The organism is Mucilaginibacter sp. P5_A6 (assembly GCF_056400585.1).
Genome location: NZ_JBFUKZ010000002.1, coordinates 250,968 through 271,969, shown reverse-complemented (window position 1 = coordinate 271,969; position 21,002 = coordinate 250,968). Strand labels below are relative to the sequence as shown.

Sequence of the window (21,002 nt, the reverse complement as noted above, 5' to 3'; positions counted from 1 at the left end):
CAGGCAGTTGCTAATTGCAACCGCCTGGTAAGTTATTTCTTATGAGCATACCATCTTTCCCAAACATTCTCTATCCATCTCTGTGCCTGCGTGATACCGCCACTCCAAAAAAGCAACGGGCATTAAATCTCCGTCATTATTGGTAAGAAACTTTAAAGTAATGGGCACCCTCAGGACTTTGGATACAATACAATTGGCCTTAGCGCCGTCTGCAATTTTCTGAAAAGCTTCCGGGGATACTCCGTCGATTAATGATGCTTTCAAATCCAAATAAATGCCGGTGATCTTAAGATCGGCCAAATCTACATCGAGAGTGGCCTCGGTGCTTAAGTCGTTTGCAAAAAAGCCTGCGCGCTTGAACTCTAAAACAAATGAGTGCACAGTAAAATATCTGCGTTTGTTGTTAAGGGGAGACCGGAGATAAATTTATTAAAATCCTTAGTTCATAATATTACTAACGCCGGGTCGCCCAGGCCAGGCCGTCTGCTCCACGTATATCAATGTGCCCGGTTACCGCTAACGTCTTGAGGCTTATAACCGCTACATAGTTATCAGCCGTGCAGCCGATAAACGCGCGTGATCCATCGTCGTCTACAAGGATACCCGCCGCCCCACGGCCGGTATTCAGGCGCTTCAATTCCTGGTGCGATGCCGCATCATAAATAAACAGATCGCCGGTTCGCAGACTCGAAATCAGCACCCGCTTGCCATCCGGCGTAAACTTGAGCCGGTTGGCCCCCAAAACCTTCGCATCAATTTTACCGCTTAGCTTTTTGGTGGCGATATCGATGATTGAAATGGTTCCGTCGTCGGCGGCGGCGGTCCATAATTCCCGGCCATCTGGTGATACGTCAAACCCCTCAGAACCCCTGGCCACCTGGATAACGGTCTGTACCCAGTCCCGGCGTGCCGGAGGCGTAAACCCAGTGGGAGAGGTTGCTGGCTTGAGCAGGCTATCCACCAAAATGCTTACAGTTCCTGCCGAGACATTTGTGGTGTAAACCTTTTTACTGTCTTCGGTTACGTAAATCATATGCGTTCTGTCCTGCCCTGTTCCCATGCTCCAGTCGAGTTTACCGGTTGCCGGGTCGTAGCGCCCAACGGATTTGGAGCCCTCTGCACTAAACCACACTTTGCCGCTGGCAAACGTTAGGCCATGCGGACCCATCAGGGGCCTTGTATCAATGGTAGGTAACGGTTTTTGTGCCACAAGGTCAATAACATTAAGTTCATGTAAGCTGCCTCCGCCGTAGATAGAAACATAGGCCGTCTTTCCATCAGCCGACGCAATAACCTCATGTGGATCAGAACCGACCGGCACGCGCGCAACAACTTTCAGTGTAACCGGATCTATGATTGCCAGGACATGATCTGCTTTTGAAAGGGCAAGCAATGAGCGTGGTGGTGTAGACTGGGCGGCACATTCAGTTGTAGGGTAAACTAACAGGATCAATAAAAAATTTACAGCAAGTAACCTCATCTGGATAAATTTTACATCCTTAATAGTCTTAAAGATTTGATTGTACACGGCGTTGTTCATATGATTCACAGATTAGAAGACTGGTAAGTAATTTGATTGAGGATATACAGCAATAAGCCGCACCCTTTCCTATAAACAAATATAGCGAACCCCCGCCAGGCTTTCTCAAAGACTGAGGGACAAATCGACAATAGCTGAAAGGCAACCGATCAGTAATTGTTTTTAATCGAGCTAACCACGAGCCGGAAAACAACCATTAATAGTCGTTTTGCTGTTCCGGTTGCAAAGAGCATCGGAGGCAGGAAATTTCACCGCAGATTATTTACCTGTTTCCGAGAATTTAAAACAACGATTCAGAAAAAAGCTGCCGCACGCGAAATTACACAACGGGTCTGGTGAACCAGCAGCGAAAAGTGACTAAAGCGCATTCAACCTGAGCCGGCGCTTGATTCTAAATTAGTTTCTTAAAAAGATGATGGTCCGTGATTGCTTCCGAATGGAAATCTATTAACCCTACCATGTGAGTGATCATAATGTGCATGATCCCGATACATTTTTGGAGTAAGAGCTTGGCCGTTCAGCAATTCTGCTTTAATAGTTTCAGTCTTATCAGGCTGATTAACCATAGTAGTTTTCTTCTTCATGACGAGTTCTCCTGAATTTAAGGTTTTTTTGCAATTGGTTTTACTAATATAAGCACAAAAACACTCATTTCCAATAGTTCTTATAGAAAAAATCACTAAAGCAAGGGACGGATCTTCATGCTGTATTTATAAGAAATATTGCAAGCTTTTTGTTAATGACCATTGACTATTTAAAGGATGGAATAATATATTTAGTTAAAATGTCAAAAGCTCGTTTTGCCTTCCAATTATTATAATTTCCCTGGGTAAATGTTACCACCAGGTCCATGTCTCTTATGATTATGATATACTGCCCGCCATTACCGGATGCAAAAAGCGCTTCTTCCGTATATGCTTTAGTTTTTACCTGTTCGTTATACCAATAGTAGCCGTAATAGGCAGGCTGTGGAATAGCTATTTTACTCCTGCTCAGTTTTGTGAATGAAAAGTCGGGTATAGCTATAGTGGCAGTAGTTGATTCCCTTAGCCATTTTTCCGAAACGATTCTTTTGCCATGCCACAGGCCGTTATTTTTCACCATCAAACCTATCTTCATCATGTCTTGCGGCAACACAAAAAAGGAGCCGGCTGTTGCACCATGCCCAACAGGATCAATGGTCCAATGATAATGGGTAATACCTAATGGCCCAAACAGGTATCGTTTGGCAAAGTCCATAACCGACACATGCGCTACATTACTTATTATACCGCTAATGATCATTGGGTTGCAGGATGTATAATTCCAAACTGAACCAGGATCATTTTTCAGCGGACGATCTAAAGCGAATTTAACCCAGTCCTTGGTTTTCACCATTTCACCTTCGCAATCTTTGCCGTCGTCGGTCCATTCATCACAATCAAATCCTGAACGCATTTCCAGCAGGTTCTTAATGGTAATACGCTTTTTTCGTGGATCATCATTATTTGCCCACTTATATTCTGGGAAGAAACTGTAAACTTTTTGATTCACATCTTTGATTAGCCCTTTATCAATGGCGATGCCCAATAACAAACTGGTTATGGATTTAAATGCCGACCGGGAATCATGCAGGGAGTCTGCACTAAAGCCGTTAAAATAATGTTCGTAAACCAGGTTGCCTCCCTTCGATACCAATATACTGTGAATGCCTGTATACTCCTGTTTTTCAATGGTGCTGGTCATCGAATCCAATAATGTTTTGGGGTTGGTTTGGCTAAAGGCCCCGTAGTTACCGGCAAATATAACCAAGGTAAAGGTTAATATTTTTAAAGGCACGAATGTTCTTTTCATGGCATCATTTGAAGAAGACATAAAGTTACAGGATTCGATAATTTGGCAAAAGAGAATGGAGAATTAATTAAGCAGGACTTATTCAGGTACGGCTACCAACACGCAGCTATGCTGAGCGGTTTTGTGCGTATTATAAATCAATATATTCTTATACGCTAATGCGGACCCCGGCCTTTTAATCATGTGTTCCGGAACCGTCAATTGCCCGCTTACAAAATTACAGGCCAGCCAAAGCGCAAATGAAGATGCCGTAGGATATTCGCCGCACAGGTGCTTAAAGCGAGCAATTGGAGTTTCGCTATTCATCAATTGTTCACATGATGTGTAATACTCCTGCGCGCGTTTATCACCGTTTTCACCGCTTAAAAGCAGATCTATTTTTTCGCCTTGCTGCAGGTTTTTTAACAAAAAATGTTTAATATGTTGTTTTACAATATGAACATCGGTACTGTGAATGGTGGTGATTCCCTTTAATTGAGCTAACGCGTTTACTTTATTGTTACTCACGCAAAACATTGCGGCGCCTTCGCCAGATAAACTTCCGTTTGTATTTGACTTATAGAGATCGCTATTGGTACAGTCTTCTTTTTTAAACCAGCCTGCAAGGGTATCCAATGTATAATTATTGCCGCATATCTCATCAACTCCACCTAACAAATAGGTGTTTTGAGGATGCTCATTAAGCAGCATTGCCGTATCTATAACCGCGTTTTCAAATGCGAGCCCCCGGTGAACATGGGTAATGTTATAATTTTTATTATTACTGACCAGTGCAATCTGCGATGAAATAGTATTGGGCGTACCCTGTACAAAATTGCCTGGAGTAAGCATATCCTCATTATATTCGATAATCTGATTTAGGAATTTACCGTTCTCTTCCATCCCGCTCACCTGGGTACCAATGATTATACCATCGGGTTGCACGCCATCTGCAAGTAAAGGTAATGCCGCTCCCGCCCCCATACGCGTGCTTTTGCTCATCCGGCGAAGAGCATTTGGCGTAAAATGCGGATATTTCGGTTCGATGGCTTTCAGCTTATTATCAACCGAAGCGCGCAGCTGTTCAATGTCAATCTCTCCGAAGCTTTGTTGGGGCGAGATACAGGTGGCTTTATTGATGTAAAACCTCATCACTATATTTTTGAAAAAATTAATGATGTACAATTCCCGCCAAAACCAAATGAGTTCGACATGACGTGCTTTATTTCTGCGGATCTATAAGCCTCGACCGGCTGCAGGCCAATATCTGCTATTGGTTGCCTGAAATTCAAATTAGGATACAATTCCTGCCTGTGTATATTTAAAATGCTGTAAACCGCCTCAATAGCGCTGGCAGCCCCAAGGGTATGCCCCGTAAAGCCTTTGGTAGATGCAAAACCGGGCATGGTACTAAATACCTTTAACATGGCGCGGCTTTCTACCTCATCGTTGTTCTCGGTGCCAGTGCCATGGGCGTTTATGAAATCGATGTCAGCAGGATTTAAATTGGCGCTGCTTAATGCGTTCTTCATGGCCAGGTAAGGACCGTCGCCCTCTGGCGATAGGGATGATGGATGATAAGCATCATTGGCGTTCCCAAAGCCGCTTACTGTTGCATATGCTTTTTTACCGGCCGCATCCGCTTCTTTTTCCAACACCAAAAATGCGGCTCCTTCGCCTAAATTGAGCCCCTTACGGTTTTGATCAAATGGAGTGCAAGCTTCGTCCGAAAGGATACGCAACGCATTAAAACCGTTCACAGTAAACTTTGCCAGGGCATCTGCCCCGCCAACAATTACCCGGTTGGCCAGCCCGTTTTTGATTAGCCTGCAGCCATACATGATGGCATTTGCAGACGACGAGCAAGCCGTATTCATGGTATTTACCACACCAGATATGTTATACCTGTTTTGTATAAACAGGTTTACCGATGCATAATCATATGATCTTACGTATTCAATATTGTCAGAATCTCCGTGGGTGTTGGCGTAAAGCTCATCGGTAAGGCACATGCCGCCAACAGTGGTTGCCCCAACTAATGCCGTATCTTCAGACGACAATTGTGCTCCTGTCAGGCCCGCGTCGGCTATCGCTTCTTTAAAAGCATGCAAGGCTAATAAGGTAGTGCGGGTAACACCATGCTCTGTAACACCAAGTGTTGTTTTCAACGCTCCTGTACCCATCAAAACCTCACCAAATGGCAAAATACCCGAATAATGCGAAGGGAAATTGCCTCCGCCTTTTATAACGCCGGTTTTGCCATTAACCAATGCGGCATGATTTTCATCTACCGAATGGCCAATAGCACTAATCACTCCCATGCCGGTTACCAAGATCCTGTCCAATGCTGTAAACGTTTATTTTTCCCTGTGTTGCTCAATATAAGAGGCCATGGTATTTACATCAATCAATACTTTGCGCCCCTCTTTAGGATCCTGTATGTTGATGCCGTACTCACGTTTCAAAAGCACTATCAGTTCCAATGAATCGATGGAATCAAGGCCCAGGCCATCACCAAATAATGGCTCATCATCTTTAATGTCTGCCGGAGTAAGGTCGGTTAAGTTAAGGAATTGAATTATCTGAACTTTTAACTTCTCCTTTAATTCTGCTATTTCCATCATTATCTATATTAAATTTTTTCTTTTTAAACCAAGGTAGGTTAACCCCTGGAACACCAAAGTAATCCCAACCAGTGGTATTATACTAACCATCACATCCTTTAAGCCTGCATTCTCTAAAAATAAGCTATAATACGCTTGTATACACCAATGTAATGGCGACAATTGGCTAATTGTTTTCAACGCGCCCGGCATTACAAAAGACGGCACCATTAAACCGCCGATAGCAGCTAATATTACTATGGATACCGCCCCGAAACCATTGGCCTGTTCCTGGGTATTTGCAAAAACGCCTATGCAAATGGCATAGCTTACCGCGCAATAACCGCAAGCCAAAGTCACGATAAACAGCCCGAATACATCGGCGGGTAAATTTAAAGCGGGCAAATTAATGTACGGAAAAAACCACAACCCAAGCGAAAATATAACTATTGCCTGGAACATGGTAACACCCAAATAAGTTATTTGCTTTGATAGCAAACCCACCGCGTAATTAGTTGGCAATGTTTTTAGCCTGATAAAGCTACCGCTAATCTTTTCTCTTACCACACTGCCGCTTAACGACATAATGATAAAAAACATGGCAAATATCGTCCATGCCGGTACATTATGTTGGGTAGCATCCGGCGCTTTTGCAATGCCACTTTTTGATACCGGCACCTGGCTGATTTCGGCTTTGCCATTCAGCATTTCGTTTTCCAGCTGCTGCGGCATCTCCTTTTCGTTGATGGCAAAGTAAAGCGTACGCAAAGTCTCGCGACTTTCTACAATCTGCAGCGCGCTTGCTAAAGCCCCATTTACCGAAAACCTCATCGACTCGGGTATTGATGGATTGTAATATAATATAAGCGGTGTGGCGCCGGCTAATTTTACTTCCTTTGCCGATTCGGCCTGCAAGCCAAAACTTTTCAATGCTTTGTTTGATGAGCTTTTGGCTTTGGCCTCTATTTTGGCCGAAAAATCAGCCGGGATAGTAATGGCCAGCATAGCATCGTTGGCGCTCATGGCATCGGCAATTTGCAGCCGGTTTTGACTTTTATCAACCTGCATCACTTTAAACATCCCTATCTTATTGATAGTTGTTATAAGTTGGGGGCTCAACTTTCCTGCATCTTTATTACAAACCACAACCGTTAGCTTGTTTTTATTCATGAGCTGAAAAGTGCTGTTCTGGATAGTGGTTACTACAATAACCAATATCACGGGCATAATAAACATAAGCGATATGCCCACTTTATCGCGCAGCAGTATCCTTACATCTTTTACTATGGAGGCCCAGAGTTTAAACATCAGTTCCTGAAATCCTTTCCGGTTAAATTTAAAAACAGATCTTCTAAATTCTGATGATCATATTCTTCCAGCAGCTTATCCAAATTACCTTCCCGTACAATTTTGCCATTATCAACCAGGGCAATCTGCTGGCACAAACCCTCGGCCTCACTCAATTGGTGCGAAGTGTAGATTAAAGTTGTACCTTTTTTATTCAATGCCATTAAATAATTGATGATGGCATGGCGCGTTTGTACATCAACACCAACAGTTGGCTCATCCAAAAACAATATCCTTGGATTATGGATCACTCCAATAGCCAGGTTGATCCTTCTTTTCATCCCGCCGCTAAAATTCTGAACGGGTTTATCACCCACATCTGATAAGCCAAGAATATCCAGTAACTCTTTGGTTCGCTGAGCAATTTCCTTTCGGTTTAAGCCATACCATGCACCAAAAAATTCCAGGTTCTCTACCGGGCTCAGTTCCTGGTAAAAGGAAAAATCCTGCGGTACAAAACCAAATAGCTTATTTACCTTTTTGCTTTTTGTGCCAATGTTGTGGCCCAATAATTCAATCTTTCCTGTATCAGCTACCAGCAAACCGGTCATTAAATTCATAAGCGTGGTTTTGCCGGCACCGTTGGGGCCAAATAAACCAAAACGTTCGCCTTCAGTTATCTTTAAATTAAGGCCGTCATAAGTCACGCCCGAGTTGCCCGGATAATGGAAGCCCAGGTTTTCGATATTTACAGCTAAAGAGGTCACGACTGCCATTTTATATTTTTCAGTACTGTAAATGCTTTCTTTTCAATTTCGGCTATTTCCAACAGGTAATTGCCCATCACATTAAAATCCTCCTGGCTGCCAATCCGACCTTTGTATATTCCCGCGGCCTGTACAGCGGCCGTACGCCACATATCACCGGCCTGGGTAAACATTTCTGATGCCTGGAGCAAGGTGTCATTGGGCAGATAATCATTAGCCTGCTGTAAAAACGCGGCGTATATATATCTGAAACCGCCACCGCCTGTACCAATCTCTTCCTGCATACGTACCAGCTGAGCCAAATAAAGCCCGGCAGTATGTAAGCCTAATTTATCCCGCCAGCCTTTAATTTTTTTGCCTGTATATTTTATGCCGCTTACACCAGCAAACATGCCGGGAATGGATAACATATTAAACACGTTTTTCCTGATACCGCTTTTTATGGCGCTTTTTATTTGTTCATCAGTAATTTCCTTTTGATTACCGGGATAGTAAAGCTGTCCCCTGGGTGCTAAAGCTCCTTTGGCAAAGCGCACCCGCTCCAACTCGTAACTTGTTAAGGTTGTAGCATGCTCCATAATAGGGTCGCTTATCAGGTAGTTATCACCCTCCTTGCCAAAAACAATCAGGTTATGGGCGTTAAAGTGAAACCGGTATTCTTTTGGAAAGTACGACAGATAGTAAACCCCCACCTGGCAGCCAACCGGGTTGCCGGCGTTAAGGCTCTCCAATAAAAAAGATTCTGCTTTTTCCTTCGAGCCAAATTTCTTCTGCACAACAGGTACCCCCAGTGATTTACAGGTACGGTTAAATATAAAACCGGGCATCGAGCGGAAAGCGATAGCCGGCCCGTTATTCACCTTTATCAGGGGTACGTATACAAAAAACAAGCCTGCGCCAATACCAAAAGCCAACGGTTCTGTTATTTTCCCGTTGGATATCTTTTTTAGTAAATTACTGGTAACTCCCGATTCGCAATGTGCCGCCTGCCCATGTTCAAAATCAATCTTCATGCACATTCATACTTTTTAGCTCATCAACCTTTACATTAAAGGCCCCGGCATATTTTTTCAATTTTTTTTCTGATAATTTATTAAACACTTCGGGTTTTAGATGCCGTTTTATCTGCCATTTCCAAAACCCGGTGTAATCGGCCAAAATACTAAGATCCATCAGTCTTAACTCCATAAAAAACAGCAGCGGACTTGCCTCATTATTTAAAACCTGCTGCTTTGCTTTGGCAATACGTCCCTCTATCTCCTGCCAGGCTACATCAAGCGCTTTTATTTTAACATCCCATCCGTTGCTAAGCTGGGTAACGTATTTGCCCGTGCTATCAGTTGCATAGCAAACCTCCCTGGTTATTTTTCCAAGCGAACTCAGGTCCTGCGGTACGTTTTCTTTTTTCATGACAGATACATCTTTCTGCTTAGCATACGGTAAGCATCGCATACATATACGAGAATCTTGAGCTTTCGGGTACCAAAAGCAAGATCTTTTCGCCAACTTTTAATTTACCACTATGAAACAGCTCGTTTATCATCAGGTAAACCGATGCGGCGCCAACATTACCAACGGTATATAAGTTCATAAACCATTTTTCGTAAGGGATGCCACCTCCATAAATCTCAACCATTTCATAAATTTTAGGTCTGAAGAAGTCACTGGAGATATGTGGTAAAAAGTAATCAATATCCTTGGTTGTCAAGCCCCTTTTTTCAAAGATCTCTTTAATTTTCTGCCCCCCAAGCGGAACAATATTGTCACTCAGCAAACCAATATCCTGTTTAACGCTAAAGATAGATTTGTTCTTAATCTCTTCGGGGGTAAAATCCATAAAGCCTTTCAGTGTTCCATCAGCCTGTTTTTCGGCACCCATATACATACACGCGTCCATTTGGTTGGCGTATGATACACCTTCAATCCATTCCACCCGCAAACTCAGGCCTGTTTTATTAGGTTTATCCGTCATTAAAAATGCCGAAGCGCCATCAGACAGCATCCACCTTAAAAAATCTTTTTGGAATGCGATGTACGGATTTTCGCTCAACTCTTTTAGTTTTTGTGCTTCTTCCTCAAACACATCAGACACCAGTAAACCCGAAAACCTTTCAGACCCTGCGGCTACAGCCTGCTTAATCTCGCCCGATTTGATGGCCAGGTAGGCATATTTTAACGCATGCATCCCGGCGCAGCAAACGCCAGATGGCGATACTACTTCAATAGCGCCGGCTTCAGGCAACCAGCCATGAGTCATTACGCCGTGGCTCGGCATCATCTGATCTGGTGATGAGGTGCCGCACGACAGCAATTCTGTTTCATCTATTTTAGCTTCCGTATTTTTAAATAGCTCCTTTACAGCCAAAGCCGTCATTTGCGCATTGGTATGGGTCGCTTTTTTATTTTTATCTAAGGCGTAATACCTGGTTTTTATCCCATTGTTACGCAATACAATTTTTTTTGATTTTGAAGGCTTGTTGTCAATATAACCCAAATACAGCTCCATGTCATCACTCGCGACAGGCTCGTTAGGCAGGAAAGCAGATGTGGTATTTATATAAACCTGATTAAAAGACATGTAGATGTTAATTTAGTTGTAAATAATGGTTCATTTTATCCTGAATTCTTTTTCCAAAAAAAGGTTTAATGAAAATCATATCAAGTGTTAATAATATTGGCGCCCCAATAAACAAGGCAATAAAAAGATAATATTTAAATGCTGCAACCCATGGCTCCTTTTTTTTCTGCCTGGCAATTATTTTTGCCCAAACTGCAAAAATAATTTTGGCCTTACCCTCTATAAACATCAGCGGGTATTTAATGTTTACCGCGCCCTGCTGCATTAGCTGATCTTGGAGGCTGTCCCAATATGCCATATCAATGCGGGCTGCTATTGTACGGCCAAATTTGGCTGTTTCCAGCATTTCCTGCTCATTAATACCTGGCTTAGGGAATATATTTAAATAACGTTCTTTTTTACCGGTTAGCATCCAGTAAAAAATGGTAATAAAACTTATAGGGTTAAGGTGCCTGTCAACCAGTGCAATATTGCCTACCAGTTTGGCGCCCGCATCCCGGAGGGATTTACGTACGCGTTCAAAAGCATTTAACCACATGTTACGGGCAGCGCTGATGGTAACAACTGGGGTATCTTTTAAAACCCTGATAAAGTCGGGATGATTTAACAAAGAATTTGAGGGAATACTTGGCGATAAAAACCAGGGTTGATAGCCTAAAATGATCAGATCGTATTTTGTTTCTTTCAGGGTGAATGGCTGAATCTGGGCAGGCACACTTAAAACACAATCAGGCATCACATTAAAAAAGCTGGGGCCGGTCCACGGGAACGGATAGCTATTCACCATTTTTATCACAACCTTTTCAACCGAAAAGCCCGCGTCAATAATCGGTTGGGTAAATGAGTTGATGATATCGCCCATCTGGCCGGATTGGGTGTAGTAAATAACTAAAACTTTCTTATTCATTACACTGCTGGTTTAAGGTCTTCGGGATGCAATACCTTCGAGGTTTTACTATAATCAACTATCGCTCGTTGTACAACAGGCGACAGGCTGCTAAAGTTTTTCAACACCATGTTTTTGTCCTTTTCAATATCAGTGCGATAACGAACAATTTTAGGGGCTTTCTCCTGGATCACTAAACGCAGGAAATGCAGATCCGTATTATCCGGGTCGGCAAGCAAAGCGGTTTCCAGCTTAATGCGGCCTGCTTTAAAAAAGCGTAGCTTATCTTTCGGCTTGCTCACCAGGCTGGCTTTTTTCATTAATAAAGCGCCCTCATATCCGGCTTTAACTTCGGTACCGGCATCAGTAAAAACGGCTAATTCCTGGTTAATCTCCTCGATATCATCAGATGCCATCGCTTTATAAAAAGCGGCTCTTTCCAGTTTTTGCGCCAAAACTTTTGTATTGCCCGCAAACAAAATCGCCAGGAACAAACAAACAAAAGCAATGCGACTTTTTATATAATTCTTCATAAACCTAACCAAATGTAATAAATAATACGTGCTGCACAAACCACCTGGTTGCTTTACCACTATAGTAGTATGCGCAACCTTTTAACCCACATTTAGTTTTAAGTTTTTACTGCGGGTAAAATTAAAGCAATACTATTTAAGATGTTTTATACTGATAATGGTTTAACTTATAGTCTAATAAATAGTAGTTGAACCATTAAAAACCGGTTTTCTTTCGCTTACTTTGGGGTTTGAATTTTTTTAAGGAACTTAATAGCATAAATATTTAACAGTATCTTCCCGATAATAAAGTATGATAGTAGCAATAAGTGGTTTACATGGATAAAACTCAACAGTTTGCTGGCTCCTGGGCTGTAATTTTAGGAGGGTCGAGCGGTTTTGGTTTTGCAGCGTTACAAAAATTGGCTGCGCATGGCATGAGCATTGCCGTTTTGTACCGTGAAACTGCCATTACCGAAAAACCGCTTAAAGAAAAACTTGCCACAATAGCAGCAGAAAACAGCGTTACCATTTTACCTTTTAACATAAACGCGCTTGAACAAGCCGGTCGCGATTTATTTTTAAAACAATTTGCCCAGGTTGCTGTACATAAACATTGTGTTAAGTTATTGCTGCATTCTATAGCCCGGGGCAATTTAAAACCGCTTGCTGCAGAAGCTGATAACGTTTCCGTTCTTTCAATTGAAGATATACAGGCAACAACCTACGCTATGAGTAACAGTTTGTTAGACTGGACAAGGCTGTTGTTAGAAGCCGGGCTTTTTAATGCCGATGCAAGGGTGATTGGTCTTACCAGCGATGGTGCACATAAATATTGGGAAAGCTACGCGGCAGTATCCATTGCGAAGGCATCATTGGAGAGCCTTACCAAATACATGGCGGTTGAGTTTAGCCGTTACGGGCTAAAAACAAACCTGGTACAGGCGGGCGTTACCGAAACACCATCGTTAAAAAAGATCCCGGGCAGCGATAAGCTGATAGCATTGGCCGGTGCCAACAATCCCATGGGCCGCATAACCAGGGCAGCAGATGTTGCAAACGTAATATATATGCTTTGTACCGATGAAGCATTTTGGATAAATGGTTCATTAATTCATGTAGACGGGGGTGAGCATTGTTTATAATTATTAGTTTTTGATACATGATGAATAACCATATTCTTAACCATTTACCATATAAATCCACCTTTCGTTTTATTGATAACATCACATCGTTAAATGAAAATGGGGTTACAGGCGATTTTACATTAAAGCAGGATGCCTTTTTTTACGAGGACCATTTTGAAGGCAACCCGGTTACACCCGGCGTTATCATTACCGAAATTATGGCCCAAATAGGATTAGTTGTGTTGGGCATATTTTTAATTATGAAAGAGCCGGGTAATGATTTTACAAACGACTCATCCTTATATCCCGTGCTTACATCAACCGATGTTTCTTTTTATAAAATGGTTTTGCCGGGCCAAAAAGTTACGGTTATTTCCAAAAAACAATATTTTCGTTTTGGTAAGCTAAAATGTACCGTCGAGATGCTGGATAGCTCAAAAGAGCTGGTAGCACGCGGAACATTTGCCGGTATTATTAAACATATTGATATAAAATGAGCAGGCGCGTAGTAGTTACAGGAATGGGCGTGGTAGCGCCAAACGGAATAGGGATCAGCGCCTTTTTAAACGCTATACAAAATGGAATATCTGGCATAAAGTTTATGCCCTTGTATGAGGAGCTTAAATTTAGCTGCCATGTTGCCGGCAAGCCGGATTTTGTGCTCGAAGACCTTAAAAATAAAAACTACATATCCGAAGTTACCTTTCATGGCTTAAAAGGGACAAATATTGGCTATGGCCTAATGGCCGCCCTTGATGCCTGGGCCGACGCCGGCCTGGCTTATGATACCGACGAGCCCCGCTGGGAAACCGGCTGCATTTTTGGTAACAGCGTGTCTGATACTGAAGCCATGAAAAATGTAATTACCCGGGTTGATAACAAAGAAGCAAAAAAATTGGGTTCGCGCGTGGTTGAACAAGCCATGAACAGCGGCGTTACCTCTTACATATCGGGCAGGCTGGGCCTTGGCAATAAGGTGATCACCAATTCGGCGGCATGTGCTACGGGTACCCAGGCCATTTTAATGGGATACGAAACCATTAAAGATGGATATGCCAAACGGATGCTGGTTGGCAGCAGCGAGTATGTGGATACTTATGTATTCGGCTCGTTTGATTCCATGCGGGTACTGTCACGAAAGTTTAATGATCAGCCAGAAAAAGCATCACGGCCAATGAGCATCACGGCCGGTGGCTTTGTCCCCGGATCGGGCGCGGCGGCTTTAGTTTTAGAAGACCTTGAATTTGCCCTTGCCCGGGGAGCAAAAATTTATGCCGAAGTTTTGGGCGGATCAACCAACAGTGGCGGACAGCGTACAGGTGGATCCATGACGGCGGCCAACCCGGTGGGCGTGGTAAGGTGTATAGAGGAAGCCATGGCCAACGCGCGGATCGGCGGACAGGATGTTGATCTAATCAGCGGCCACCTGACTGCTACTAATGCTGATATGCAGGAAATTCAAAACTGGTGCAAGGCCCTGAACAGATCAGGTGACGATTTTCCGCTGATGAATTCCCCCAAATCAATGATCGGCCATTGCTTAAGCGCGGCTGGTTCAATTGAATCGGTGGCATCAATATTGCAAATTGTGCATGGCTTTGCACACCCTAATGTTAACCTTGATGATCCTAATCCGGAAATAAGTAATTATATCGGCTTAAACCGTTTGCCTGTTTCTGTAGTCAATAAAGAAATTAATATCGTTGCAAAGGCTAATTTTGGCTTTGGCGACGTTAATTCCTGCTTAATATTTTCTAAATTTAACCCTAATGACACGACAAGAAATTTTAATTGAACTAAAAAAGGTTTTATCGCCATATACCCTTGATAAAGAAACACTGGCTAACATTGATGAAAGCACCGACCTTATTAAAGACCTAAAAATCAATTCGGCTAATCTTGTTGATATCATTATTGATGCCGAAACTAAATACGATATCGAGATAGACTACGATGCTGCCGATAAAATGGTGAACGTAGGCGGCTGTATTGATGTAATAGAAGAAAAAACCAACCAGCAAACATGATCAAAAGTGCCGGTAATGATATTGTAGACCTCGGGATCATCGATGCCAAACGCACAAAAGATCAAAGGTTTTATACAAAGTTTATTACCGGTACCGAAACGGCTTTGCATGGCCAGCCCCACCTGGCCGATATGCCGTTTGAGTATTTTGTATGGATGGTATGGTCGGTTAAAGAGTCGGTTTACAAGTTCATGCAAAGGCACAATCCCAGCCTTGTATTTTCTCCCTCAAAAATTGTAATTAAGCAAATTGAATCCTCCGGGGGCACTGTAACTACGGCAGTAACCCAATCTGAAATTGAAGCAAAAGGCTTTGATTCTCAAATCACCTACAATGGCGCTATTGCTTTTGGGGCAGATACTTTCTATTCCCGGTCCATAGTAAGTTCCCGTTATATTGCCACATTTGTTAATAATACCAATGAACTTGAAAATATTTATTGGGGTATTAACAGGATAGACCAAAGCGAACCGGAATACCAATCAAAAGCAGTGCGACAATTCCTGTTAAATAAGCTGGCTGCCGTTTTAGAGCCCGGTGATTTAACTATTATCAAAAACCCCTCCGGCTGCCCGGTTTTGTTTAACGGAGATAATGAAGTAGGTGTGCCGGTTTCGGTAACCCATCATGGCCATTATATAGCATATGCGTTTTTTGTGTGATGGGCCAATTTCAGGAAGTTAAGGCTTCAATCTTCTTAATATCGCGATAGCAAATATACAGCGGGATAAAACCGAAGATGCCAAAACAGCAATCAATACAACGCCAGTAAACGGGGATGCCGCGGATAGGTCCGGCTATAAAAGCCAGCGGGAATACCATAACACAAGCTATCATCCCAAACTGAATTACCCAGATATTTTTAACCGGATCTTTTAACGGGCCGAAGAACACTGTGGCAATAACCAGGTGACCGAAAGCCAGCCAATCGGTGCCATAGCTTAAATAGGGATAGTTTTCGTTGGTTGTTTTTACGGCCAGGTAAACTTTTGTTATCCAATCCTGCATAAAGGATGCAAATATATTGGCATGCGCCGCCAAAAAAGCCAGTTCACTTTCAATGGGGAAGGCTGTTACCCCGCTTAATACCAACCCGATAATGAATACGATAACCCAGGTTTTAACTTTTTTGCGCAGTTGCTGTTCGGTTTGCATCATGGGCTGAATTTATGATTATTTTGTGCAAAGACGAGGAGTTGCACCAAGGAAATTCAGCATTTTATAAGTGTTAAGTTTGGTGACAGGCTTAGGTCCAATACAAAATGTTTGTTAGTCTTTTTAAGGTTCTGTCCGGATCTCAAAACAACACCTTTTCAAGCACCGTTCTTATACCTGCCGAGCACTTTACCGGCACTTTGCACACCCTTTTAATTACCCCTTTTTATACCTGTTTATCCGATTTAATAAGTTAATAATCAGTGTGTTGACTTGAAAAAGGCGAGTTCCCGATCTTCTTTATTTTAAACCAAACCGGGCGGTTATCTTTGGAGGATAATCGCCCGGTTTGGTTCTATACAAATTTACAAAAAATCGACAAAATATGCAATTCGAAATTGTCCTTTTAGGGTGAATCAGATAGATTTTATTATATTTGTTTCAAAGGAAATGGTGTCTTCCTACTTAACCGCCCTAAAAAGCTGATGGCGCCTGCAATAATTAACCCGCGGGATTTATCCTGCACTAATTTTTTGTAGGTGAAAGTTTTTCAGATCAAATCCATTTCAAACACACGCCGCCGTTTAATGCAGCGCGTTTTTTCTTTCTCCAATCCGGTATTATTTAAGGTATCCTGCATCAGTACTTCTGTATCGAAGTTTCTATGCTTTACTAACAATCAATCAGTTTTAAAACTAAATTAGCATCGCCATACAATGAACGATAAAGTATTTCTGTCAGAACATTTTTCGATAGTGAAAAACCTGTTAAGGTGGACACTCCTCATCATCCCGATAGCGATAGCGATCGGCAGCATGGTGGCTTTGTTTTTATGGCTGCTTAGCTGGTCTATTCATTTCAGGTTTAAACATCCTTACCTGTTATATTTTTTACCTGTTGCAGGCATTGCTATCCACTTTATATATAAACTGGTTGGCGGCTCGTCCGAAAAAGGAAACAACCTCATCATAGATGAGATCCATCAACCCGGCTGCGGCGTGCCTAAGCGTATGGGGCCGGTTGTGCTGCTCACTACCATCATCACCCACCTGTTCGGTGGCTCGGCAGGGCGCGAGGGCACAGCAGTACAGATAGGCGGCAGCATTGCCCAGGCATTTGGCAAATGGTTTAAACTTAATGAAGCCGATACCAGCATTGTACTAATTGCCGGTATCGCGGCCGGTTTCGGAGCAGTTTTCGGCACGCCGCTAACGGGGGCCATATTTGCTATGGAAGTTTTAACCATCGGCCGCATCCAGTATAACGCGCTGCTGCCATGTTTAATAGCAGGTATTATTGGCGATGTTACCGTTGCCACATGGGGTGTTCACCATACCGCATATCATATTGCTGTTTTGGCAGGCACCTCCCATTGGTATGCCGCGTATACCGCTTTTGATTTTTTATTGCTGGCTAAAGTCATCATTGCATCTGTGGCCTTTGGTTTAGCCAGTTACCTGTTTGCCTACATGGTTCATGGCATTAAAGCGTTTTTTGTAAAACGCATTCCCAAACAATGGATGATACCTGTAGTTGGCGGATTGATCATCATCGGTTTAACAGCCCTTATAGGCAAACCCGATTACCTGAGCCTGGGGATCGACCCTGAACATGCGGGCGCAGTCACTATTCCATCTGCATTTAACGCTGGCGGCGCCGGCACCTGGAGCTGGCTCTGGAAAACTATTTATACCACAATCACCCTGGCAAGCGGCTTTAAAGGAGGCGAGGTTACTCCTTTGTTTTATATCGGGGCCACCCTGGGCAATACCTTGTCAGTATTAATGGATGCACCGGTTAGTCTTTTTGCGGCATTGGGCTTTATCGCCGTTTTCGCGGGCGCAACCAATACACCCCTGGCCTGTACATTTATGGGGATTGAGCTTTTTGGCGGGCAATACGCACTGTTTTTCGCGGTGGCCTGTTTTACAGCCTACTTTTTTAGCGGCCATTCGGGCATTTACGGCTCGCAGCGAATAGGCGTAGCTAAAATACAGAGCCGCTTTTCTGATGCGGCCACTATAGGCGAAGCCGGTAACCGAAGGCTGACTTATGTACAGAAAAAACTGGAGAAATATAGGCTAAAGGCCAAAACAAAAAAAGACTAATTCTGCTGTTCAGGCTTTTTAGCCGGGCTTTTAACTGTATCCTTTGGAGCTTTCACCGGCGGCGGCAATGGTGGAACGGGCTGGGTTTTAGCAACTGTATCTGTTGCCGTTTTAATCGGCTTCTGCTTTGTAGTATCCGTTTTAAGCAAACTATCCTTGCCCATTAATAATGGCTTTTTCAGGCTATCGGCAACAGCGGGCTTACCTGGCTTTGTGCCGGGTAAATTGGTTGGCTTGCCTTTTACCGGTAATTTGCCTCCCGGTGGCTTTACATCAGGTGTTTTGCGCGGCAAGATGATAGACTCCTTTGATATAGGCCTGTCCTTTGGTTTCCAAATAAAACCTTTTAATATCTTATCATCCTCTACTACTTTTTTTAGGGGCAGGTAGCGATTCTCGGGCTTGGTCATAAAACGGATACTGGTAAGCTTACTGTTTTTAAAGGATACCACCATACGGCTGCTGAGCGATCGCTGCATCCCCTCAACCGTATTGCTCACACTATCCCGTTTAAAGTATATGCTTTCGGCATTACCAACCGTGTACATCTTATCCAGCTTATCGTTTTTAAAAAAGCCGCGCATTTTTTTCCCACCCATCTGGTTAAAAAACAACGAATCATTCTTTTCGATATTTACAACAAATGCCGAAGGGAACAGCTCCATGTTGTCCATTTTTTTGTTCCGCATCTGCACGTAGATGGTATCGCCGGATAGTTGTGAGCCCTGTGTCCAGAACATAGGATTTACATAGCATCTGATGGTAGAATCGCTGTTGCTGTAAAAAATCGAGTCGGCCTTCCCCTGCAGATCCGATTTAAACAATTTTGCGTGATGATGCGCTATCACAATCCTTACACGCGCCGTATCCTGCAATTTAATTTCGCGTTGGGCAAATACCGGGTCCCGCTTAATCTCCTCGGCCCGTATACTATCCTGCCTTGCTTTTTTTATACCCGATAATTTATCTTTTTTTATTTGCGTAGTATCTATTATCACTTTGGGATGGCCAAAAAAATCAGTGTGCCTGTAGGTAGTATCTTTGGGTATCGAAAGCCTTCGGGCCACCAGTGCTTTGGATAGTTTTTTACTTTCGGTGATCTGTTTCCTTGCTGCCGCCGATGTATCGCGAACATAGGAATAGGCCAGTCGTTGTTTTTCCTGGTACAGCTTCAGGTTTTTATAGGTCAGTATCTGGGTTTCCAGCGTATCGGCCGTCATATAAACAGAATCCTGCTTTACTTTTCCGGCTTTAGCTGTATCTGCCGGGGTCTTTATACTTTTTGTATCCTTAACAGGTTTAACCGCTGCTGCCACCTGTGCCAAATTGCCTATCTTCTTTTTGGCATCGGCCGGGCTTATGTTTTTTGCCTGCGCGGTTACCCCTTTTACTACTGAATCAATTTTAACCGAGTCCTTTTTTGTTAATTTAGGTTTAATCTGGCCCGCCATATTGGCCACATCGGCTATATTTTTAATCTGTTCCGGTGTAACCACTTTATTAGGAACGGTTAACTTCCGTGCTGCGGAGTCAATTTTAGCCGAGTCTTTTTTTGATACAACAGTATTAGGCTGAATTTGCCCTGCCAGGTTTGCCATGTTGGTTATCTTCATGGTATTGGGTGGGGGTTTAAGCGTTTTGGTTTTAGCAGTAGGTGTTGCGGGCGGCACCGAATCTGTTTTCGTGGTGTCTTTCTGTTCGGTAACCAATACCATGTAAGCGTTTTGGGTAACCATGGTGCGCTCATCGGCTTTAAAATATTCGGCCAGGTTGCCCTTCATGGTTATCTTTTGTTCCCGGTCAATAAAGGTGACGTTTTTAACCGCCCGGCCATATCCTTTCAGCTTATCATAAAACAAACTATCGCCTTTCAGTGATTTTGTACCTTGCTTATAGTGGTTTTTTTTGCCGAAGCGTGCCTGTTCTGTAACGGTATTGTACTGCCCGTTCTCGGTATACAAAGTATCTTTGTCTTTTTTGCCGTAAATATTGGTAGGGCCGTAAAAGAATGCGATGCGGGTACCCGTGTTATATTTCATGGTATCCGTTTTGATGATAGCATCAACCGTATTTAAAACTACATCGTAGCGAAAATAGGAGTCGCGCGAGAAGGCGAAATAATATCCGTTTTTACTGGTGAGCACATTATCTTTATTAATAAGCTTACCGCCGCCCGTATAAGTTCCTATGCGCGTTGCTGTATTGTAGGTAAGGTAATCGGTGGTAAGGGTAGCGTCCTTATCTACCATTTTAACATTATTGGTTAAAATGGCAATTTTTGTATTACCATTATAGTTTAACTTGTCCGAGTAGATGTTCAGCGTATCACCCTGGTTAATGTTTACGTTGCTAAAAGCATCAAAAGCATTATCCTGCGGATAGAAATAGGCGCTATCCGACCGTAACAGTGAAAAATCCTGTTTAAAAACCCCTTTATAAACCTTAATAACATCGCGGCCATTTATTATTGCGCGGGTGCTGCTTTCTGATTGTATCAGGTTTACAATTGATTTTTTTTGAGCCATAACCGCGGCCGCCATCATCAATAACAAAAAGCTTAAAACATATTTTCTCACTGCGGCAAAATTAGTTTTTTGTTG

The 21,002-nt window shown here is 43.0% G+C and carries 22 protein-coding genes and 1 riboswitch; of the genes, 6 read left to right on the top strand and 16 right to left on the bottom strand.

Annotation, left to right across the window (positions count from 1 at the left end; genetic code table 11):
* Nucleotides 1-39: 39 nt before the first annotated feature.
* The 14 genes from AC1DO4_RS03220 to AC1DO4_RS03155 form a co-directional block, all read right to left on the bottom strand.
* On the bottom strand, nucleotides 40-381 hold the full coding sequence (locus AC1DO4_RS03220; protein ID WP_477412907.1) for an OsmC family protein: 342 nt from the start codon (nucleotides 379-381) through the stop codon (nucleotides 40-42).
* A 73-nt stretch (nucleotides 382-454) separates the two neighbouring features.
* The gene (locus AC1DO4_RS03215) at nucleotides 455-1,480 is read right to left on the bottom strand and encodes a YncE family protein (RefSeq protein ID WP_477412905.1); all 1,026 of its coding nucleotides are present in this window, start codon (nucleotides 1,478-1,480) and stop codon (nucleotides 455-457) included.
* A gap of 464 nt (nucleotides 1,481-1,944) precedes the next feature.
* Nucleotides 1,945-2,124 carry a hypothetical protein gene (locus AC1DO4_RS03210; protein WP_477412903.1) on the bottom strand — a complete coding sequence of 60 codons (180 nt, stop codon included), beginning with the start codon at nucleotides 2,122-2,124 and terminating at the stop codon, nucleotides 1,945-1,947.
* 166 nt (nucleotides 2,125-2,290) lie between these two features.
* Nucleotides 2,291-3,373 carry a serine hydrolase domain-containing protein gene (locus AC1DO4_RS03205; protein WP_477412901.1) on the bottom strand — a complete coding sequence of 361 codons (1,083 nt, stop codon included), beginning with the start codon at nucleotides 3,371-3,373 and terminating at the stop codon, nucleotides 2,291-2,293.
* A gap of 78 nt (nucleotides 3,374-3,451) precedes the next feature.
* Complete coding sequence (locus AC1DO4_RS03200; protein WP_477412899.1) at nucleotides 3,452-4,504, bottom strand: hypothetical protein; 1,053 nt, start codon at nucleotides 4,502-4,504, stop codon at nucleotides 3,452-3,454.
* Between the two features lie 2 nt (nucleotides 4,505-4,506).
* Nucleotides 4,507-5,697: a beta-ketoacyl-[acyl-carrier-protein] synthase family protein gene (locus tag AC1DO4_RS03195; RefSeq protein ID WP_477412897.1), complete on the bottom strand. Its 1,191-nt coding sequence runs from the start codon at nucleotides 5,695-5,697 to the stop codon at nucleotides 4,507-4,509.
* A gap of 12 nt (nucleotides 5,698-5,709) precedes the next feature.
* Nucleotides 5,710-5,976, bottom strand: a complete 267-nt coding sequence (locus AC1DO4_RS03190; protein ID WP_477402027.1) for a phosphopantetheine-binding protein — start codon at nucleotides 5,974-5,976, stop codon at nucleotides 5,710-5,712.
* Between the two features lie 3 nt (nucleotides 5,977-5,979).
* Nucleotides 5,980-7,263, bottom strand: coding sequence for an ABC transporter permease (locus tag AC1DO4_RS03185; protein ID WP_477412895.1), 1,284 nt, complete (start codon nucleotides 7,261-7,263; stop codon nucleotides 5,980-5,982).
* On the bottom strand, nucleotides 7,263-8,018 hold the full coding sequence (locus tag AC1DO4_RS03180) for an ABC transporter ATP-binding protein (protein WP_477412892.1): 756 nt from the start codon (nucleotides 8,016-8,018) through the stop codon (nucleotides 7,263-7,265). Before AC1DO4_RS03180 ends, AC1DO4_RS03185 begins: the two co-directional genes overlap by 1 nt.
* Complete coding sequence (gene darH / locus AC1DO4_RS03175; protein ID WP_477412890.1) at nucleotides 8,006-9,022, bottom strand: BtrH-related acyltransferase DarH; 1,017 nt, start codon at nucleotides 9,020-9,022, stop codon at nucleotides 8,006-8,008. The genes AC1DO4_RS03180 and darH overlap by 13 nt, the downstream gene beginning before the upstream one ends.
* On the bottom strand, nucleotides 9,012-9,419 hold the full coding sequence (gene DarG / locus AC1DO4_RS03170) for a flexirubin biosynthesis protein DarG (RefSeq protein ID WP_477412888.1): 408 nt from the start codon (nucleotides 9,417-9,419) through the stop codon (nucleotides 9,012-9,014). The genes darH and DarG overlap by 11 nt, the downstream gene beginning before the upstream one ends.
* Before the next feature lie 19 nt (nucleotides 9,420-9,438).
* A complete protein-coding gene (gene darB / locus AC1DO4_RS03165; RefSeq protein ID WP_477412886.1) occupies nucleotides 9,439-10,587 on the bottom strand; it encodes a dialkylresorcinol biosynthesis protein DarB in 1,149 nt (382 codons plus the stop codon).
* Nucleotides 10,588-10,594: 7 nt separating this feature from the next.
* On the bottom strand, nucleotides 10,595-11,494 hold the full coding sequence (locus tag AC1DO4_RS03160; protein WP_477412884.1) for a hypothetical protein: 900 nt from the start codon (nucleotides 11,492-11,494) through the stop codon (nucleotides 10,595-10,597).
* Nucleotides 11,494-12,006: a hypothetical protein gene (locus AC1DO4_RS03155; RefSeq protein ID WP_477412882.1), complete on the bottom strand. Its 513-nt coding sequence runs from the start codon at nucleotides 12,004-12,006 to the stop codon at nucleotides 11,494-11,496. The genes AC1DO4_RS03160 and AC1DO4_RS03155 overlap by 1 nt, the downstream gene beginning before the upstream one ends.
* Before the next feature lie 317 nt (nucleotides 12,007-12,323).
* Between AC1DO4_RS03155 and AC1DO4_RS03150 the strand changes: the two genes are divergently transcribed.
* Genes AC1DO4_RS03150 through AC1DO4_RS03130 form a run of 5 tightly spaced genes read left to right on the top strand, consistent with a single transcriptional unit; the run spans nucleotide 12,324 to nucleotide 15,801 of the window.
* On the top strand, nucleotides 12,324-13,130 hold the full coding sequence (locus AC1DO4_RS03150; protein WP_477412880.1) for an SDR family oxidoreductase: 807 nt from the start codon (nucleotides 12,324-12,326) through the stop codon (nucleotides 13,128-13,130).
* 17 nt (nucleotides 13,131-13,147) lie between these two features.
* On the top strand, nucleotides 13,148-13,609 hold the full coding sequence (locus tag AC1DO4_RS03145) for a 3-hydroxyacyl-ACP dehydratase FabZ family protein (RefSeq protein ID WP_477402520.1): 462 nt from the start codon (nucleotides 13,148-13,150) through the stop codon (nucleotides 13,607-13,609).
* Complete coding sequence (locus AC1DO4_RS03140) at nucleotides 13,606-14,907, top strand: beta-ketoacyl-[acyl-carrier-protein] synthase family protein (RefSeq protein ID WP_477412878.1); 1,302 nt, start codon at nucleotides 13,606-13,608, stop codon at nucleotides 14,905-14,907. Before AC1DO4_RS03145 ends, AC1DO4_RS03140 begins: the two co-directional genes overlap by 4 nt.
* Complete coding sequence (locus AC1DO4_RS03135; RefSeq protein WP_477412876.1) at nucleotides 14,882-15,139, top strand: acyl carrier protein; 258 nt, start codon at nucleotides 14,882-14,884, stop codon at nucleotides 15,137-15,139. Before AC1DO4_RS03140 ends, AC1DO4_RS03135 begins: the two co-directional genes overlap by 26 nt.
* Entirely contained in the window at nucleotides 15,136-15,801 is a 666-nt protein-coding gene (locus AC1DO4_RS03130; protein ID WP_477412874.1) for a 4'-phosphopantetheinyl transferase superfamily protein, read from the top strand. Before AC1DO4_RS03135 ends, AC1DO4_RS03130 begins: the two co-directional genes overlap by 4 nt.
* Nucleotides 15,802-15,811: 10 nt before the next feature.
* Here AC1DO4_RS03130 and AC1DO4_RS03125 read toward each other — a convergent pair whose 3' ends face one another.
* Nucleotides 15,812-16,297: a hypothetical protein gene (locus AC1DO4_RS03125; RefSeq protein WP_477412872.1), complete on the bottom strand. Its 486-nt coding sequence runs from the start codon at nucleotides 16,295-16,297 to the stop codon at nucleotides 15,812-15,814.
* Nucleotides 16,298-16,731: 434 nt separating this feature from the next.
* A riboswitch (Fluoride riboswitch) is annotated at nucleotides 16,732-16,796 on the top strand.
* Nucleotides 16,797-17,010: 214 nt separating this feature from the next.
* On the opposite strand from AC1DO4_RS03125, the gene AC1DO4_RS03120 reads away from it, so the two are divergent.
* On the top strand, nucleotides 17,011-18,402 hold the full coding sequence (locus AC1DO4_RS03120; protein WP_477412870.1) for a voltage-gated chloride channel family protein: 1,392 nt from the start codon (nucleotides 17,011-17,013) through the stop codon (nucleotides 18,400-18,402).
* On the opposite strand, the gene AC1DO4_RS03115 is transcribed toward AC1DO4_RS03120, so the two are convergent.
* Entirely contained in the window at nucleotides 18,399-20,978 is a 2,580-nt protein-coding gene (locus AC1DO4_RS03115) for an OstA-like protein (protein WP_477412868.1), read from the bottom strand. The genes AC1DO4_RS03120 and AC1DO4_RS03115 overlap by 4 nt on opposite strands.
* Between the last annotated feature and the right edge of the window lie 24 nt (nucleotides 20,979-21,002).

Bases quoted from the DNA above. Each gene is read 5' to 3' on its own strand.
- AC1DO4_RS03120 (WP_477412870.1), top strand. From the start codon at position 17,011: ATGAACGATAAAGTATTTCTGTCAGAACATTTTTCGATAGTGAAAAAC.
- AC1DO4_RS03130 (WP_477412874.1), top strand. From the start codon at position 15,136: ATGATCAAAAGTGCCGGTAATGATATTGTAGACCTCGGGATCATCGAT.
- darH (WP_477412890.1), bottom strand. From the start codon at position 9,022: ATGAAGATTGATTTTGAACATGGGCAGGCGGCACATTGCGAATCGGGA.
- DarG (WP_477412888.1), bottom strand. From the start codon at position 9,419: ATGAAAAAAGAAAACGTACCGCAGGACCTGAGTTCGCTTGGAAAAATA.
- AC1DO4_RS03140 (WP_477412878.1), top strand. From the start codon at position 13,606: ATGAGCAGGCGCGTAGTAGTTACAGGAATGGGCGTGGTAGCGCCAAAC.
- AC1DO4_RS03145 (WP_477402520.1), top strand. From the start codon at position 13,148: ATGATGAATAACCATATTCTTAACCATTTACCATATAAATCCACCTTT.
- AC1DO4_RS03150 (WP_477412880.1), top strand. From the start codon at position 12,324: ATGGATAAAACTCAACAGTTTGCTGGCTCCTGGGCTGTAATTTTAGGA.
- AC1DO4_RS03180 (WP_477412892.1), bottom strand. From the start codon at position 8,018: ATGGCAGTCGTGACCTCTTTAGCTGTAAATATCGAAAACCTGGGCTTC.
- AC1DO4_RS03135 (WP_477412876.1), top strand. From the start codon at position 14,882: ATGACACGACAAGAAATTTTAATTGAACTAAAAAAGGTTTTATCGCCA.
- darB (WP_477412886.1), bottom strand. From the start codon at position 10,587: ATGTCTTTTAATCAGGTTTATATAAATACCACATCTGCTTTCCTGCCT.
- AC1DO4_RS03185 (WP_477412895.1), bottom strand. From the start codon at position 7,263: ATGTTTAAACTCTGGGCCTCCATAGTAAAAGATGTAAGGATACTGCTG.
- AC1DO4_RS03190 (WP_477402027.1), bottom strand. From the start codon at position 5,976: ATGATGGAAATAGCAGAATTAAAGGAGAAGTTAAAAGTTCAGATAATT.
- AC1DO4_RS03160 (WP_477412884.1), bottom strand. From the start codon at position 11,494: ATGAATAAGAAAGTTTTAGTTATTTACTACACCCAATCCGGCCAGATG.
- AC1DO4_RS03200 (WP_477412899.1), bottom strand. From the start codon at position 4,504: ATGAGGTTTTACATCAATAAAGCCACCTGTATCTCGCCCCAACAAAGC.
- AC1DO4_RS03210 (WP_477412903.1), bottom strand. From the start codon at position 2,124: ATGAAGAAGAAAACTACTATGGTTAATCAGCCTGATAAGACTGAAACT.
- AC1DO4_RS03155 (WP_477412882.1), bottom strand. From the start codon at position 12,006: ATGAAGAATTATATAAAAAGTCGCATTGCTTTTGTTTGTTTGTTCCTG.
- AC1DO4_RS03125 (WP_477412872.1), bottom strand. From the start codon at position 16,297: ATGATGCAAACCGAACAGCAACTGCGCAAAAAAGTTAAAACCTGGGTT.
- AC1DO4_RS03205 (WP_477412901.1), bottom strand. From the start codon at position 3,373: ATGAAAAGAACATTCGTGCCTTTAAAAATATTAACCTTTACCTTGGTT.
- AC1DO4_RS03215 (WP_477412905.1), bottom strand. From the start codon at position 1,480: ATGAGGTTACTTGCTGTAAATTTTTTATTGATCCTGTTAGTTTACCCT.